Raw genomic sequence first — 15,029 nt, forward strand, 5'->3', positions numbered from 1 at the left:
ACTGGATAAATGTCCACTACACGTATCATGACGTATGCGTTAAGTCGAGCCGGACGTCCGCGGAAATTCGCCGGTAGGCTTGATCCCGCCGGGATTGAGGGCATTTCTGCGGGAAGCAAAGCGACTGAGGCGAGCGGAAGGGGACAACGGATTTGAGAAAACTCATTGCGGCGGCGGGAACTGCACTCCTTCTTGCGGGGTGCACCACTGCTCCGGCCCCCAACGACCTGGACTGGGATCCGCATCGCAGCTTCAACCAGACCGCCCACAAGGTGAACGTCGCGGCTGACCGCGTCGTCGTCGGCCCGGTGGCGCGCGCCTACGGCGAGGTGACGCCGCCGCTCCTGCGGCGCGGTATCACGAACGTGCGCGACAACTGGAAGCTTCCGGGGCACGTGGTGCAGTCGGCGCTGCAGGGCGACGGGCTCCAGGTGGCGAAGTCCACCACCCGCTTCCTCGTCAACACCACCTTCGGTCTCGGCGGCATCCTCGACCCGGCCAAGGACATGGACCTGCCGTACGAGGAAAACGGCTTCAACGAGACGTTCTACGCATGGGGCGTGCCCGAAGGGGGCTATCTCGAGATCCCGCTCGGCGGCCCCGGCACCGAACGCGACTGGACGGCCTGGGGCCTCGACATCGTGAGCGATCCGCTCAACTGGGTCCTGCCGCAGGAAGCGCTGACGGGCCTCACGGTGGTGGGCGGCCTTGATCTGGTCAGAAAGCGTTATGAGATGGACTCGATCATCGAGGCGCTCCTGCACCAGTCCGCCAACAGCTACGATGCCACACGCATCGCCTACCTGCAGAGGATGCGGGCGTCTCTCGGCGGTGGCACCAGTGTCGATACCTTGGAGGATGTTTATGCAACTGAGTAAATCCGGCGGCCTCGGCCGCCGCGACCTGCTGCTCGGCCTCGCGGCCACCGGCGCGCTGGCGGCTTTCGGAGCCCCTGCGCACGCCCAGGCGACCGCGCAGGCCCAGACCTTGGTAACCAGCCTCTCGGACCAGCTGACGCAGCTCGTGAACTCCGGTCGAAGCGACGAGCAGATCCTGTCCTCGTTCGAGAGCCTCCTCGGCCAGTACGCCGACATGAGCGCGATCGGCGCAAGCGTGCTCGGCCCGCCGTGGCGCAGCGCCTCCTCGACTCAGAAGCAGTCGTTCATCCAGGCGTTCTCGCACTACCTGTCGCGCCGCTATGGCAAGCAATTCCGCCAGTACAAGAACGCCCAGATCAAGGTGACCGGCGCCAAGGATGGCGGCCGGGTCGGCGTGCTGGTGAACAGCCAGGTCCTGCGGCCGGGTCAGGAGACGGTGAACGTCGACTGGCAGATCAGCTCGGGGAGCGGCTCGCCGAAGGTCGTGAATCTGGTGATCGAGGGCGTCTCGATGCTGGCGTCCGAGCGCGCCAACATCGGCTCCATGCTCGAGGCTGCCGGTGGCAGCCTCGACAAGCTCATCGCGCAGCTGAAGTCCACGACCTGAGGGGCGCCCCTGTCGGCGGTCAGCGACGCCTGATCGCGTTGTCCGCCGGCAGGAACACCGTTACCAGCCCGATAAGCGGCAGGAACGCGCAGACGTGGTAGACGAAGAGAATGCCCTTTGCGTCCGCCACCATGCCGAGGAACGCCGCTCCGACCCCCGCGACGCCGAAGGCGAAGCCGAAGAACAGCCCCGAGATCATCCCCACCCGGTTCGGCACCAGCTGCTGAGCGTATACGATGATCGCCGAGAACGCCGAGGCAAGCACGACGCCGATGATCGCCGAGAGCACCGCGGTCCAGAACAGGTTGGCGTAAGGCAGGGCCAGCGTGAACGGCAGCGCGCCGAGGATCGAGACCCAGATCACCGCCTTGCGCCCGATCCGGTCGCCGATCGGCCCGCCCGCGAAGGTGCCGAGCGCCACCGCGCCGAGGAAGACGAAGAGCAGGAGCTGCGAATCGCGCACCGAGACGCCGAAACGCTCGATCAGGAAGAACGTGTAGTAGCTCGTGAGGCTCGCGAGGTAGAGGTACTTCGAGAATACCAGCAGCGCGAGGATGCCGATCACGATCACCACCTTGCGGTGTGGCAGCGCCGATTCGGGTGCCTTGGCCTTCGGCCCGGAACTCCGCTGCGCGTGCAGCGCCTTGGCCCAGGATCCGACGTTCCAGAGCAGCACCATGCCGGTCAGTGCCAGCACCGAGAACCAGGCGATCGACGACTGGCCGAACGGCAGCACGACGTAGGCCGCGAGAAGCGGTCCGATCGCGGAGCCGGTGTTGCCCCCCACCTGAAACAGCGACTGCGCGAAGCCATAGCGCCCGCCCGAGGCGGCGCGGGCGTTGCGCGAGGAGTCCGGGTGGAAGATCGACGACCCGATGCCGATCGACGCCGCGGCGAGCAGCAGCACCCAGTACTGCGTCGCGAACGCGAGGATGACGAGCCCGAGGAGACTCGCCCCCATGCCGATGGTCGCAAGCCGGAACATCGGCCGCTTGTCGGTGACAAAGCCCACCGCCGGCTGCAGCAGCGACGCGGTCACCTGAAACACGAAGTGCAGCACGCCGATCTGGGTGAAGGTCAGCGCATAATTCTGATGCAACACCGGATAGATCGCCGGAAGCAGCGACTGAATGGTGTCATTCAGCAAATGGCACGCGCTGAGTGCAAACAGCACCGACAGCGCAGTACGGGTTTCGGGGGTGGTCGTCGGAGAAGCGGTTGAAATCGACATCACTAGGGCCCGGGGGGAGAAAAGCGGGCCGGCGCAGACGGCCTCGCTCTCTCGTCGCATGCGTTGCTGCATGATGCAACCCCGCCCCACGGCCAGTCTGCCGTCAGGATCTCAGATGCCGGGCACCAGATCCATGCAGCTTGGCGGGCCGTCGGGATAGAATTCAGCCGGCACATAGCGCGCTTCGGTCACGATCATGTTACGATTCGCGTCCCATCCCATGTCGCGTTCCCAGACCAGCCCGCCGTCAGGCGCCGCCTCGAAGACGCGCCCCTGCTCCGCCTCGGTGACGAGAACGTTGCCGTCCGGCAGCATCTGATGCTTGCCGCGCTGCCAGCTGTAGAACGGCGTCGCCTCCGTTCCCGCGTAGACCGTGCTGACTGCGCGGGTCGCGGGATCGATTCGCAGGATGTGCGAGGCGCCCGATCCGGTGTGGTTGTCGTAGACCGTGATGGTGCCGTCCGGCTGGAAGTCGGGATCGTGCTGCTTCAGCCATGGCCCGTGCTGCCACCAGCGCAGGGCGCCGCTTTCCGGGTCGATGACCGCCACGAGATTGAGCTCCCGCAGGCTGATGAGCAGGTCACCCGCCTCGAACATCGGAAAGGCCGCCGCCATCTCCGGCCGGAGCGGCTCCACGTCGTTCGCGTGGAACGGGTCGGACGGATAGGCCAGCCCCTCGCCGTTGCCGTCGATCGTCGCCCGCACCGAGAAGACCCCATCCTGACCGCCATTGGCCGGCAGGATGTCGCGTCGCAGATCGAGGGTTTTCGTCACCTCTCCGGTCGCGGCGTCGAGACGCTCGATCGCCTCGTCCCGCCAGACCCACAGTCCGCCCTCGCCGTCCGAGGAAATCGAGTGGTGGTAGTTGCCGCGCTTCACCCAGGTGGCGTTGCCGCAGGCGTCGAGCCGCGCAATGGCGCGACCGGCGTCGAAGGTGACGGCGAGCGAGCCGTCGTCGAACACTTCCATCCCGTGAAGCATCACGTGCAGCGGCTTCGGCCCGTCCGGGTCGAGCCGGCGATAGTCGACCGGCCAGCGGTGCAGCATCCGCCCTGCGCCGTCGTAGAGCCCGACCTCGAAGGCGGAGGTCTCCTGCTGCTCGCTCAGCCCGGCGATCAGCACATAGCCCGGCTCGACCGCCTCCGGGCGCTCCACGCGGTAGCGCTCCGCCTCGTCTCGGCCGGCGTTGCGCGCCGGAACGAGATGCCGTGTCGGCTCCAGTTCGAGATCGTTGCGCCAGTTCGCGCCGAGATCCCGCACGGTATCGAGCGCCAGGCTCACCTGCGGGTTCGGAAACCAGTCGTTGCGCGCCGCCGCCACGCCATAGGCGACCGACAGGGCCATGGCAGAGGCGAGAAAGACCGTTGCCGCCTTGCGATCACTCATGCCGCAGCCTCCCCAGCTCCGATGCAGCGGTCCAGCAGCGCGCGGTGCAGCCGCCGCGCCCGCTCGACCAGCGCCGACGGCAGTGCCAGCTTGTCCACCGGTCGCCCGCTCTGAGGCCGGAAGACCTCGGCCGCCGTCCGAAGTGCCTCACCGTCCGCCTCCGCGCCGATCGCGGCGGCAAGCTCGCCGATCTGCCGCAGCGGATCGCCCGACAGCCGGTCGAGCGAGACGAAGATCGCCTGCCGCCCGGCGTTGCGCAGCACCGCCTCGTAGGCGTCGCACCAGTACTCCAGCCAGAACGCCGGATCGTCGGCCGCAGCGATGTCCGCCGGGCCTGCGAAAGTGATGGGCCGCAGGGCGGCGCCGAACTCGAAGTGCCCGAGCCCCTCCATGTAGGTCCGCGCGAAGTCGTCCTCGGCGTGCAACTCGACAAAGCGCCTGTGCTGCCGCAGGAGCGACGCCGTGTGGGACAGCGGGTCACGCACCGGCACCACCACCGCGGCATCGGGGAAGGTCGCGGCGAGGAGCGGCAGCCGGGCGATGTTGGCGTTGTTCTTCGAGAGATACCGCGTCGCGCCCTCTGTCCCGGCGGCGACGACCTTGGCCATGTGCTGGCGGAACGCGCGCTCGAAGCCCGGATCGCGCTCGTCCGCCTCCCACGGCAGGATCCCGGTCGCGCGGTAGTGCTTCGGCCAGAACGCCATCCAGAGCGGTTCCTCGAACGCCTCGGGGCTGTCGAACCCCACGTCGAGCCCGTCGCCATGCGCCCGCTCGCCCAGCGCCGACCGCTGGCGGAAACGACGGCTCGCGTCGGTCCAGAGCAGCGGCAGCAGCGGGAACGGCATGTGCCGGTAGGTGGCGCTGGCAAACTCCGGCAGTCGGGTCAGCGCCTCGAGCACGACCGTCGTCCCCGCCCGGGGCAGCGACGTGATGAAGACTGGCCGCCGCGCATGGGCCGGGTCGATCCGGTCGCGGAACATCGACGTCTCGGCGCCGGCAAGGCGCCGTTGCAGCCCGAGCGTGCCAAACCCGAGACGGTGCATTGCCCGGTCGAGCCTGCCATAGGGGGCCGCGCCGCTCATGTCAGGCGCTCCACGGCGACCCAGGCCAGCGTGCCCACGACCATTGAGGCAATGAGGAACGGCCAGCCCACCGCCGTCGCGAGCAGCGCGTCGAGCGGATAGAGGCCCGCCGCCGAGCCCGCCCAGATCAGGGCCGCGGAGGCCGCCACGGCAGCCCCGCCGATCAGCGTGATGGCGATGAAGCCGCGAAACAGACCCGCCGCAGCCTGACGCGCCGCGCGTTCCTTCTCGTCATCGGACAGGGCGCCATTCCGCAGCGAGGCGGCCGCGCTGCGCGCAGTTGCGACCGCCCGGCCCCCGGCTCCGGCCGCATCGAGCAGCCGCAGCACGACGACGAAGACGAGGATCGCTGCGATCAGCGCCGCGACGATCACTTGCCCGACCACTCGTCGGAATTCCGGCCCTCCGGGGCGTTGGCGTTCGACGCCGAGCCGCGCAGCAGACGCTTCACCGGATACCAGACGAATCCCACGATCGCGAGAAACACCGCGCCGATCAGCGCGAGCACGGTGCCGATCGCGGTCAGCCCGGCGCCCGGACCAACATAGGCCGCGGCGATGCCGGGGATCAGGACGAGCGCAAGCGCCGAGGCGATCATGCCCTGTAGAATGGGACGGTGTGACATGGCGAACCCCTTCTCTCGGTCACTGGACAAACGATGGGCCATGCGCGTGCGTTCCACGCGACCAACGTACGACACCCGAAGGGCGCATGTTTTTCGCACCGAAACGACACCTGCAGGGCCCGCTTTGGAGATAATGTCGTACGTTTTGCCTCGATTGTCCAACATACCGGCGAAATCCCGCCGAATGGCGCCGGCTTCCGGGTCCCGGCACAATGGGTTAAGAGGGCATCGGACCCGCATGGATGTGCTGATGACCGCACCGTTCGCTACCCTTCCCGACGCCAGCCGGGGCCGGCGGTTTTCCGAGGCGGAATCGGCTCATCGCTCGCCGTTTCAGCGTGACCGGGACCGGATCATCCACTCGTCCGGCTTCCGGCGGCTGAAGCACAAGACGCAGGTCTTCGTGGAGCATGAAGGCGACTACTATCGCACGCGCCTTACCCACTCGATCGAGGTGGCGCAGGTGGCCCGCACCATCGCCCGGGTGCTCGGGCTGAACGAGGAACTGGCCGAAGCGGTCGCGCTGGCCCATGACCTCGGCCACCCGCCCTTCGGCCACACCGGCGAGGATGCCCTCGCCGCCCTGATGGCGCCCTACGGCGGATTCGATCACAACGCCCAGGCCCTGAAGATCGTCACGAAACTCGAGGCGCATTACGCCGATTTCGACGGGCTGAACCTCACGTGGGAGACCCTCGAAGGCATCGCCAAGCACAATGGCCCCGTGCTGCCCGACCCGGTCACGGGAGAGATCCCGTTCGCACTTGCCGATGCCAACGCCGGCTTCGATCTCGACCTCGCCACCCACGCCAGCGCCGAGGCTCAGGTCGCGGCGGTGGCGGACGATATCGCCTACAACAATCACGATCTCGCGGACGGCCTGCGCGCCGGTCTCTTCACGCTGGAAGACCTGCGCGAGCTGCCGCTCATCGGCCCCTGCGTTGCGGCGGTGGACGCCCGCTGGCCGGGCCTCGCGCCGAGCCGGCGCCAGCACGAGGCGTTGCGGCGCTTCTTCGGGCTGATGGTCGAGGACGTGCTCGCCTCCAGCAAGCAGCGCCTCGCCGAGGCCGCGCCGGGGAGCGCCGACGCGATCCGCCACCTCGGGCATCCGGTGATCGGCTTCTCCGAGGGCACGTTCACCGAACTGAAGGCGATCCGCCGCTTCCTCTACGTGCGGATGTACCGCCATTGGACGGTGCAGCGGATGCGCCGCAAGGCGCGCGTGGTGGTGGAGGAACTGTTCCGCACCTTCTCCGAGGCGCCCGAGCTCATGCCCTCGGAATGGAACGCCTGCGCTGCCCTCGACAGCACCGGCCGGGCGCGGGTCGTCGCCGACTACATCGCCGGCATGACCGACCGCTTTGCCCTTCAGGAACACCGCAAGCTGATCGACCCCTTCGTCAAGGGTTGAGCCCCGGGGGATATGCGCGCGCAGGTCTTCAGCCGGCGCCGGCTTGCGCGTTGAGGGTCATCAGAACCCATTGCCGCTCCGGCTCTTTCCGCGACTTCGCCACGGGCGTCGACACGGGCTTGCGTCTCTAGGGCGCTCTGTTTTGAGGAGTGGTGAGCCGCGGCATCTGCAACCGCATGGGGAGCCCAGGCGGGCCCCGGTTCGCGTCCGGGCAGCTTGAGGTAATGCTGCGCCGGAACGCGCGAACGAAGGTAGAATGGTGCGGTTGAGAAGACTCGAACTTCCACGGGGGTTAGCCCACAGCGACCTCAACGCTGCGCGTCTACCAATTCCGCCACAACCGCACTGCGCGGGCTTCTAGCAAAGGCTTCACGCCGCCACAAGTGCCGACACGCAGGTTTCGGCGACAGAAAATGACGCCTGTGCGACAGGTTTATCTGCGCCGACTGCCGGCCGTTTCGCGGCTGTCTCCGCGTCCCCCTGAGGCGGGCGTGCGGGCAAATCCCGGGCGGAAATTCACGGCCGGGCTCGGGCCGAATCCGCTCGAAATATCCGGCTTTGCTGCCCAAGAAGACTGAGAGCGCTCCCGTTTGATTCGCGCCGAACCACGAGAGACTCCCGAATGGTCGAAGCCGCCAGCATCACCGCCCCCGCCCCGGAAGCACTGGAGTGGAAAGTGTCCGAGGGGCTCGTGCCCTATCCGCAGGCGCTCGCCGAGATGGAGGCGCGGGTCGAGGCGATCATCGCCGGCACGGCGCCGGAACTCGTCTGGCTGCTGGAGCATCCGCCGCTCTACACCGCCGGCACCTCGGCACGGGCGGAGGATCTGCTGGAGGCCGACCGCTTCCCGGTCTACCCGACCCGGCGCGGCGGTGAATACACCTACCACGGGCCGGGTCAGCGGGTCGCCTATGTGATGCTCGACCTGAACCGCCGCGGCCGCGACGTCCGCGCGTTCGTGCGCCAGCTGGAGGACTGGGTGATCCGCACCCTTGCGGAATTCTCGGTGCGCGGCGAGCGGCGCACCGGCCGGGTCGGCGTCTGGGTCGTGCGCCCCGACCGCCCGGCACAGGCCGACGGCAGCGCGGCGGAAGACAAGATCGCGGCGATCGGCGTGCGCCTGCGCCGCTGGGTGAGCTTCCACGGCATCGCGATCAACGTCGAGCCCGACCTCTCGCATTTCGAGGGGATCGTACCCTGCGGCATCCGGGAGCACGGGGTGACCAGCCTCGTCGACCTCGGCCTGCCGGTGACGATGGCCGACCTCGACGTGGCGCTGGCGCGCACCTTCGAGGAAGTGTTCGGCCCGATTCCGGCGATGGAAAATCAATCGGATTGAATGCTGGCGCGACGCGACGCGCCGGTCTACCGTCTTCACAACGGGGCCTCGATGACCCCGGCCAAGGGAGACTGTCCGATGCTGCTTCGATCGCTCTCCGGCGTTGTGCTTGCCGCTGTCCTGGCGGTGCCGGCTCTCGCTGCCAATTACACCCTCATTGCTCCCGCGGCGCCCGGCGGCGGCTGGGACCAGACCGCGCGCACCATGCAGACCGTGATGCAGGACGAAGGCATCGCCGGCAACGTGCAGGTGACCAATGTCCCGGGCGCCGGCGGCACCATCGGGCTCGCCCAGTTCGTCAACCAGTCGAAGGGCAACCCCGAAGCGCTGATCGTCGGCGGCTACGTGATGCTCGGCGCGATCCTGACCAATGCGTCACCGGTCGATCTCACGATGGTCACGCCCATCGCGCGGCTGACCGGTGAATCCGAAGTCATCGTCGTGCCTGCGTCGAGCGAGATCCAGACGATGGCCGACCTCGTCACCAGGCTGAAGGCTGATCCCGGCGCGGTCTCCTGGGCCGGTGGCTCGGCGGGCGGCACCGACCACATCGCCGCCGGCCTCATCGCCAAGGCGGTGGGCGTCGATCCGACCAAGGTCAACTACATCGCCTACTCCGGCGGTGGCGAGGCGCTCGCGGCGATCCTCGGCAACCAGGTCACTGTCGGCGTCTCCGGCTATGGCGAGTTCGAGAGCCAGATCGAGGCAGGCACTCTGCGGGCGCTCGCGGTCTCCGGCGACGCGCGGATCGAGGGCCTCGACGCGCCGACCCTGAAGGAAGCCGGCGTTGACGTCAGTCTCGAGAACTGGCGTATGGTCGCGGCCGCGCCGGGCATCACGCCCGAGCAGGAAGCGGCGATCACCGCGGACATCACGAAGATGGCGCAGTCGGAGTCGTGGAAGAAGGCGCTGGCCGATCGCGGCTGGATCGACCGCTTCCAGTCCGGCGAGGAGTTCCGCAACCAGCTCGCCGAGGATACGACAGCGACGGCGACCATCCTGAAAGCCATCGGTCTGGTGAAATGAGCGGAGGCGGCGCGTCCGGCCGTCCCGATCGGGGCGGCCTCGTCATTGCGCTGCTTCTCGCCATCCTCGCCGCGGTCATCTTCTTCTCGACTCGCGCGATGCCGGTGACGGCGCAATACACCCGCGTCGGCCCGACCACCTTTCCCTACGCGGTCGCGGCCGGGCTCGCCGCCCTCGCGGTCGGGACGGCGGTCTCGGCGCTGCGCGGCGGCTTCCCCGAGCGCGAACCCGAGCGGCTCGCGCCGGTGCTCTGGATCGTCGGCGGCCTCGTCGCGCAGATTCTCCTGTTGAAGCCGCTGGGCTTCTCTATCGCCACGGGCTTTCTCTTCGCGCTGACCGCGCGGGGCTTTGGCCGCGGCCCGCTCTGGGTCACCATTCCGATCGGCGTGGTGTTCTCGCTCGTCGTCTGGGTCATCTTCGCGGACGTGCTGCAGCTGTCGCTGCCCGCCGGGCCGCTGGAACGCCTCGTGCCCTGAGGGGATCCGCATGGAAACGTTCGGCCTGCTCTTCCACGGTCTCGGCCTCGCCCTGCAGCCGATGAACCTGCTCTACGCGCTGATCGGCGTGACGCTCGGCACCGCGGTCGGCGTGCTGCCCGGCATCGGGCCGGCGCTCACCGTCGCGCTGCTGCTGCCGGTGACCTATCAACTCGATCCGACAGGATCGCTCATCATGTTCGCCGGCATCTACTACGGCGGCATGTACGGCGGCTCGACCACGTCGATCCTGCTCAACACCCCCGGTGAGAGCGCCTCGATCGTCACCGCGCTCGAGGGCAACAAGATGGCGCGGAAGGGCCGGGGCGGCCCGGCGCTGGCCACCGCGGCAATCGGCTCCTTCGTGGCGGGCCTCATTGCCACGCTCGGACTGGCCTTCATCAGCCCATGGATGGTGAAGTTCGCCCTTTCGCTCGGGCCGGCGGATTATTTCGCGCTGATGGTGCTCGCCTTCGTCACCGTCTCGGCGGCGTTCGGTGACAGCGCGCTGCGTGGCCTGACCGCGCTCTTTCTCGGGCTGGCGCTCGGTCTCATCGGCATCGACCTGCAGACCGGACAGGCCCGGCTTTCCTTCGGCATCCCCGACCTTCTCGACGGCGTCGAGGTGACAACCCTCGCCGTGGCACTCTTTGCCGTCGGCGAAGCGTTGAAGATCGCCGCCACCCCGCCCGAGGGCGAGGAACGGATCGAGCCGGTGAAGGGCTCGGTCTGGATGACGAAGCAGGACTGGGCGCGGTCGTGGAAACCGTGGCTGCGCGGCACGGCGATCGGTTTCCCGATCGGCGCGATGCCGGCGGGCGGTGCGGAGATCGGCACCTTCCTCAGCTACTCGACCGAGAAGGCGCTGACCAAGCACCCCGAGGAGTTCGGCAACGGCGCGATCGAAGGCGTGGCCGGACCGGAGGCCGCGAACAACGCTTCCGCCGCCGGAACGCTGGTGCCGCTGCTCACGCTCGGCCTGCCGACGAGCGCCACGGCGGCGATCATGCTCGCAGGGTTTCAGCAGTTCGGGCTTCAGCCCGGACCGCTGCTCTTTGCCACCAACGCGCCGCTGGTCTGGAGCCTGATCGCGAGCCTTCTGGTCGCGAACTTCATGCTGATCGTCCTGAACCTGCCGCTGGTCGGCCTCTGGGTGCGGCTCCTCGCCATCCCGAAGCCGTGGCTCTACGCCGGCATCCTGACGTTCGCGACACTCGGCTGCATCGGCGCAAACCCCTCGCCGGTCGAACTCGCGCTGCTTCTGGCCTTCGGCCTGCTCGGCTATGGCCTCCGGCGCTTCAGCTATCCGATCGCGCCGGTGGTTGTCGGGCTGATCCTCGGGCCGCTGGCGGAGCAGCAGCTCCGCCGCGCGCTGGCGATCAGCCAGGGCGATCCGTCAGTCCTCGTCCACTCGCCCGCGGCGATCATACTCTACACCATCGCCGCCATCGCGCTCCTGCTGCCGCTGATACTCAGGCTGCGGGGCAAGGGAGCGGTGCTGAAGGCGATGCAGGCCGACGAGGACTGAACCAGGATCGGGGCGGGGGCCGGCGGTCAGCCGTGCCCGACCGTCATGAACGTGTTCGGGTCGATGCCGAGGCGGCGCAGATGCACCGGATCCGGCCGGCGGTTGGCCTCGATGGCAGCCACGACGTGGCTCGCGCTGCGGACCGTGCCAAACGCGCCCGAAATGCTGGCGATGATGCGATTGATCTTCATGGGACTGGATACTCTTCTCTGGGTATTACGAAAGTCTGCGAAACGGTGGAGACTCGACGCGTCAGCCGTGGCCGATGCTCAGGAAGGCGCGCGGATCCATACCGAGACGACGCACGGCCTCCGGCACCGGCCGGGTGGTATCGATACCACGGAGAACAATGCGGCTCGCGGGGCGAACCTCGCCGAAGGCATTCGAAAGGCGGGCGACGATACGGTTGAAGCTCATGACTCCTGTGCTCCTGTGTCTTGGTTGAGGGATACATGGCAGCTTTCAGCCCGGCTTGTTAGGTGCAGTGCAGCAAGACCGCCATGTGCCCAGCGCAAGGGTCTTTACGTAAACGTAACCTTGATCCCGGAGGGCCACGCCCATGAACGCGCACGTTCCGCCTGCGCCAGGGCTGTCTTGCGCTGATCCGCAGCGACAGCCCGATGCCGCAACGGCACCTTCGGGTATCCTTTTGAAAACAGACGCTATAAGCCGCCTCAGACCGCCGGCTTCACGATCCCGTCCACCGCCCACGCGAGGCCGGATCGCCGCGCTTCCCGGATCCGATCCTTGTTGGCACGGATGATTTCAGGGTCGACATAGCCACGGGAATGGTCGAGGTGCACGACCGACGCAAGATAGCGGCTATGCTGTCCGCGAATACCTGCGTTGGTCAGTCGGACCCCAAGCTCCTTGTCCTCGCCGCCGTACTTCATCGACTCGTCAAATCCGTTGACCTTGACGAGTGCCGCGCGAAACGCCGAGGCATTCGACCCACCCCAGGCGCGCTGAACCGGCGTCAGCCGGTCGAGCGCCGCCATGACCGGTTTCGGAAACGGCCGGGTCTTCAGCCAGGTGCCGAAGCGGTCGAGCGCGCCATGGGCCCGGAGCCAATCCCGGCTGAACACCTCGCCCGAAGCAATGAGGTCTTCCGTCACCGCCGCGCTCGCCGCCGCGTCGAGCCGGATCAGGCTCCCCGACGACCAGCGATCGGGCCGGGCGATCTCCAGATGCCGCGCCACGAAATCCGGCCGGATCAGCACGTCGCCATCGAGAAACAGCAGGAACTCCGCCTCCGACGTGGCGATCGCCCGGTTCAGGATGGCGTTCTTCTCGAAGCCCCGATCCTCGTGCCAGACATGCCGCACCGCGACGCCCGGCAGGGCGAAAGCCTCGACGACGGCGGCGGTCTCAGGCCCGGACCCGTCGTCCGCGATGGCGATCCCGTCTGGCAGAATCCCCTGACGCGCGACCGACGCGAGGCAGAGCCCGAGCGAGCGCGGGTTGTTGTAGGTCGAGACGATGAGTTCGGTGCGCACCGTCACCCCCCGGTACGCGCGGCCCCGACGCACTCGGGTCCGATGCGCTCCAGATAGTCGAGCGCCGCGCGGTCCTCTGCCTCGTCCGCCTCGATGTTCGCCACCGTCCGGCGCACTTTGCGCTCGTACTCGCCCATCTTCGCGGCGAGGTTCGGCCCGCGCCCGATCTTTGCCGCAAGCTCGGATTCCGACCGGGTGTAGTAGTGATTGAGCTGGAGGTGATCGGCCGAGTAGAACCCCGGCTTGTCGCGCTCGCGCTCCTCCACCACGACGCCCCGGTCGTTGCAGGTCCGGCCCGAGCCGTCGGTCTCCATGGAATGCACCCGCAGCGCGGTCAGGTGACAGGGATCGACGATGCACTTGAACGCCCGCACGCCGCGAACGTCGCTCATCGGATCGCGCGCACGTCTGAGATAATTGCGCACCACACCGCCCTCCGGCGGCTCCACATGGCCGGAGCGCCCGAACATGTGCCAGGGCAGCGACAGGTTCCGCGCGTCCCCGAGATGGCCGAGCGCCTCGGGGATCGAGGCCGCCTGCTTCGGCACCAGAAATTCGTCGGCATCGATGAACGCCATCCACCGCAGGTCGCCGCCGAAGTTCGAGGCGGCGTGGGCATAGGCCAGCACCTGATTGTGGATCTCCCGCCCCATCCGGGCATCGCTGAAGATCTGCCGCCATGGCACGACAATGAGCGCATCAGCAGGCAGCGTCTCGCGCAGGATGTCGATCGTCCCGTCGCTGCTGCCGTTGTCGTAGACGAGGAACTGCCGCACCCCGGCGGCGAGGTGGAACGCCGCCCATTCGGCCACGTGCCGCGCCTCGTTCTTGACGATCAGCGCGATCGCGACGCCCGAGCGCCCCGGCGCCGCCTGTGGCGGCCGGATGCCGATCTTGCTGATCTTGCCGAGCGCCGGGAGCTTCCAGAACATGACATCGGTCTAGAGCATCCCGGGGGCGCGCGGAAGCTGGTTCGCCCGTTGTCTGCCCGGAACCCTCGGGCAATACTCCGGGGCTGGAGCGGACGGGAGACGCGACGAAATGCGCATGGGTGTCGACTACGGCGGGACCAAGATCGAGGGCATCCTTCTCGACGACGAAGGCAGGGAGCGGGCACGCGCACGCATCCCGACACCGCGTGGCGACTACCACGGCGGCCTTGAGGCAATCCGCGGCCTCATGCAGGATCTCGAGCAGCAGGCGGGCGGACGGGTCTCGCAGGTCGGCATCGGCGTGCCGGGCTCCGTCGACCGCGAGACCGGCCGCGTCAGCATGGGCAACTCCACCTGGCTGAACGGCATGGACCTGAGGGGCGATCTCACGGCCACTCTGGAGCGGCCGGTGAAGATCGCGAACGACGCCAACTGCTTCGCCCTCTCCGAGGCGGTCGACGGCGGCGGAACCGGAGTGCCGGTGGTCTTCGGCGTCATCCTCGGCTCCGGCGTCGGCGGCGGCATCGTGGTCAACGGCAGGCTGATCGAGGGCGTGAACGCCATCGCCGGCGAGTGGGGCCACATCCCGCTCCCCTCCCCCCTCGACGACGAACGCCCCGGCCCCTTGTGCTCCTGTCAGGTTCCGGGCCACGTGGAGGCCTGGCTCTCCGGCCCGAGCTTCGCCCGCGACTACGCGCGGCGCGCCGGTCTGCCGGAAACGACCGGCCCGACCGCACCGGAGGTCATCGCCCGGGCCGAGGCCGGAGAAGCCGCCGCCCTCGAAACGCTGCAACGCTACGAGGACCGGCTCGGCCGCGGCCTCGCCACCATCGTCAACGTCCTCGATCCCGACGTGATCGTGCTCGGCGGCGGCATGTCGAACGTGAAGCGCCTCTACGACACCGTGCCGGCCCTCATGGAGCGCCACGTGTTCGGCGACAAGTTCCGCACCCGGCTGGTGCCGAACGTCCACGGCGACAGTTCGGGTGTCCGGGGCGCCGCCTGGCTCTGA

General features: G+C 68.1%; 17 protein-coding genes and 1 tRNA gene. 8 read left to right on the forward strand and 10 right to left on the reverse strand.

The window, feature by feature from the left end; translation table 11 throughout:
* Nucleotides 1-152 precede the first annotated feature (152 nt).
* Nucleotides 153-878, forward strand: coding sequence for an MlaA family lipoprotein (locus tag HNP73_RS19885; protein WP_184154251.1), 726 nt, complete (start codon nt 153-155; stop codon nt 876-878).
* Nucleotides 865-1,485: an MlaC/ttg2D family ABC transporter substrate-binding protein gene (locus tag HNP73_RS19890; RefSeq protein WP_184154253.1), complete on the forward strand. Its 621-nt coding sequence runs from the start codon at nt 865-867 to the stop codon at nt 1,483-1,485. Before HNP73_RS19885 ends, HNP73_RS19890 begins: the two co-directional genes overlap by 14 nt.
* Nucleotides 1,486-1,504: 19 nt before the next feature.
* Here the strand turns inward: HNP73_RS19890 and HNP73_RS19895 are convergent, their stop codons facing one another.
* From HNP73_RS19895 to HNP73_RS19915, 5 genes are read right to left on the reverse strand one after another with little or no spacing between them, the layout of a single operon-like run.
* On the reverse strand, nt 1,505-2,776 hold the full coding sequence (locus HNP73_RS19895; RefSeq protein ID WP_425486651.1) for an MFS transporter: 1,272 nt from the start codon (nt 2,774-2,776) through the stop codon (nt 1,505-1,507).
* Between the two features lie 51 nt (nt 2,777-2,827).
* Nucleotides 2,828-4,102 (reverse strand): arylsulfotransferase family protein, encoded by a 1,275-nt coding sequence (locus HNP73_RS19900; RefSeq protein WP_184154257.1) that lies wholly within the window; start codon nt 4,100-4,102, stop codon nt 2,828-2,830.
* Nucleotides 4,099-5,184, reverse strand: a complete 1,086-nt coding sequence (locus HNP73_RS19905; protein ID WP_184154259.1) for a sulfotransferase — start codon at nt 5,182-5,184, stop codon at nt 4,099-4,101. The genes HNP73_RS19900 and HNP73_RS19905 overlap by 4 nt, the downstream gene beginning before the upstream one ends.
* Nucleotides 5,181-5,570, reverse strand: a complete 390-nt coding sequence (locus HNP73_RS19910; protein WP_184154261.1) for a hypothetical protein — start codon at nt 5,568-5,570, stop codon at nt 5,181-5,183. The genes HNP73_RS19905 and HNP73_RS19910 overlap by 4 nt, the downstream gene beginning before the upstream one ends.
* The gene (locus HNP73_RS19915; RefSeq protein WP_184154263.1) at nt 5,555-5,809 is read right to left on the reverse strand and encodes a hypothetical protein; all 255 of its coding nucleotides are present in this window, start codon (nt 5,807-5,809) and stop codon (nt 5,555-5,557) included. The genes HNP73_RS19910 and HNP73_RS19915 overlap by 16 nt, the downstream gene beginning before the upstream one ends.
* Before the next feature lie 250 nt (nt 5,810-6,059).
* Here HNP73_RS19915 and HNP73_RS19920 point away from each other — a divergent pair, with 250 nt between their 5' ends.
* Complete coding sequence (locus HNP73_RS19920; RefSeq protein ID WP_184154266.1) at nt 6,060-7,220, forward strand: deoxyguanosinetriphosphate triphosphohydrolase; 1,161 nt, start codon at nt 6,060-6,062, stop codon at nt 7,218-7,220.
* Between the two features lie 257 nt (nt 7,221-7,477).
* Here the strand turns inward: HNP73_RS19920 and HNP73_RS19925 are convergent.
* A tRNA-Leu gene (locus tag HNP73_RS19925) sits at nt 7,478-7,564 on the reverse strand.
* 278 nt (nt 7,565-7,842) lie between these two features.
* Between HNP73_RS19925 and lipB the strand changes: the two genes are divergently transcribed.
* From lipB to HNP73_RS19945, 4 genes are all read left to right on the forward strand, one after another.
* Nucleotides 7,843-8,559, forward strand: a complete 717-nt coding sequence (lipB, locus tag HNP73_RS19930) for a lipoyl(octanoyl) transferase LipB (protein ID WP_184154268.1) — start codon at nt 7,843-7,845, stop codon at nt 8,557-8,559.
* Between the two features lie 78 nt (nt 8,560-8,637).
* Entirely contained in the window at nt 8,638-9,585 is a 948-nt protein-coding gene (locus tag HNP73_RS19935; RefSeq protein ID WP_184154271.1) for a Bug family tripartite tricarboxylate transporter substrate binding protein, read from the forward strand.
* Nucleotides 9,582-10,061, forward strand: coding sequence for a tripartite tricarboxylate transporter TctB family protein (locus HNP73_RS19940; RefSeq protein ID WP_184154274.1), 480 nt, complete (start codon nt 9,582-9,584; stop codon nt 10,059-10,061). Before HNP73_RS19935 ends, HNP73_RS19940 begins: the two co-directional genes overlap by 4 nt.
* 10 nt (nt 10,062-10,071) lie before the next feature.
* Nucleotides 10,072-11,589, forward strand: a complete 1,518-nt coding sequence (locus HNP73_RS19945; RefSeq protein WP_184154277.1) for a tripartite tricarboxylate transporter permease — start codon at nt 10,072-10,074, stop codon at nt 11,587-11,589.
* Nucleotides 11,590-11,615: 26 nt separating this feature from the next.
* Here HNP73_RS19945 and HNP73_RS19950 read toward each other — a convergent pair whose 3' ends face one another.
* The 4 genes from HNP73_RS19950 to HNP73_RS19965 all read right to left on the reverse strand — a co-directional run bounded on the left by HNP73_RS19950 (nt 11,616) and on the right by HNP73_RS19965 (nt 14,017).
* Nucleotides 11,616-11,780 (reverse strand): hypothetical protein, encoded by a 165-nt coding sequence (locus HNP73_RS19950; protein ID WP_184154280.1) that lies wholly within the window; start codon nt 11,778-11,780, stop codon nt 11,616-11,618.
* Between the two features lie 61 nt (nt 11,781-11,841).
* On the reverse strand, nt 11,842-12,006 hold the full coding sequence (locus HNP73_RS19955) for a hypothetical protein (RefSeq protein WP_184154283.1): 165 nt from the start codon (nt 12,004-12,006) through the stop codon (nt 11,842-11,844).
* A gap of 257 nt (nt 12,007-12,263) precedes the next feature.
* Nucleotides 12,264-13,085, reverse strand: a complete 822-nt coding sequence (locus tag HNP73_RS19960) for a glycosyltransferase (RefSeq protein ID WP_184154286.1) — start codon at nt 13,083-13,085, stop codon at nt 12,264-12,266.
* 2 nt (nt 13,086-13,087) lie between these two features.
* Complete coding sequence (locus tag HNP73_RS19965; protein WP_184154289.1) at nt 13,088-14,017, reverse strand: glycosyltransferase family 92 protein; 930 nt, start codon at nt 14,015-14,017, stop codon at nt 13,088-13,090.
* 109 nt (nt 14,018-14,126) lie between these two features.
* On the opposite strand from HNP73_RS19965, the gene HNP73_RS19970 reads away from it, so the two are divergent.
* Complete coding sequence (locus tag HNP73_RS19970; protein ID WP_184154292.1) at nt 14,127-15,029, forward strand: ROK family protein; 903 nt, start codon at nt 14,127-14,129, stop codon at nt 15,027-15,029.

Source organism: Amaricoccus macauensis (assembly GCF_014201905.1).
GTDB lineage: Bacteria > Pseudomonadota > Alphaproteobacteria > Rhodobacterales > Rhodobacteraceae > Amaricoccus > Amaricoccus macauensis.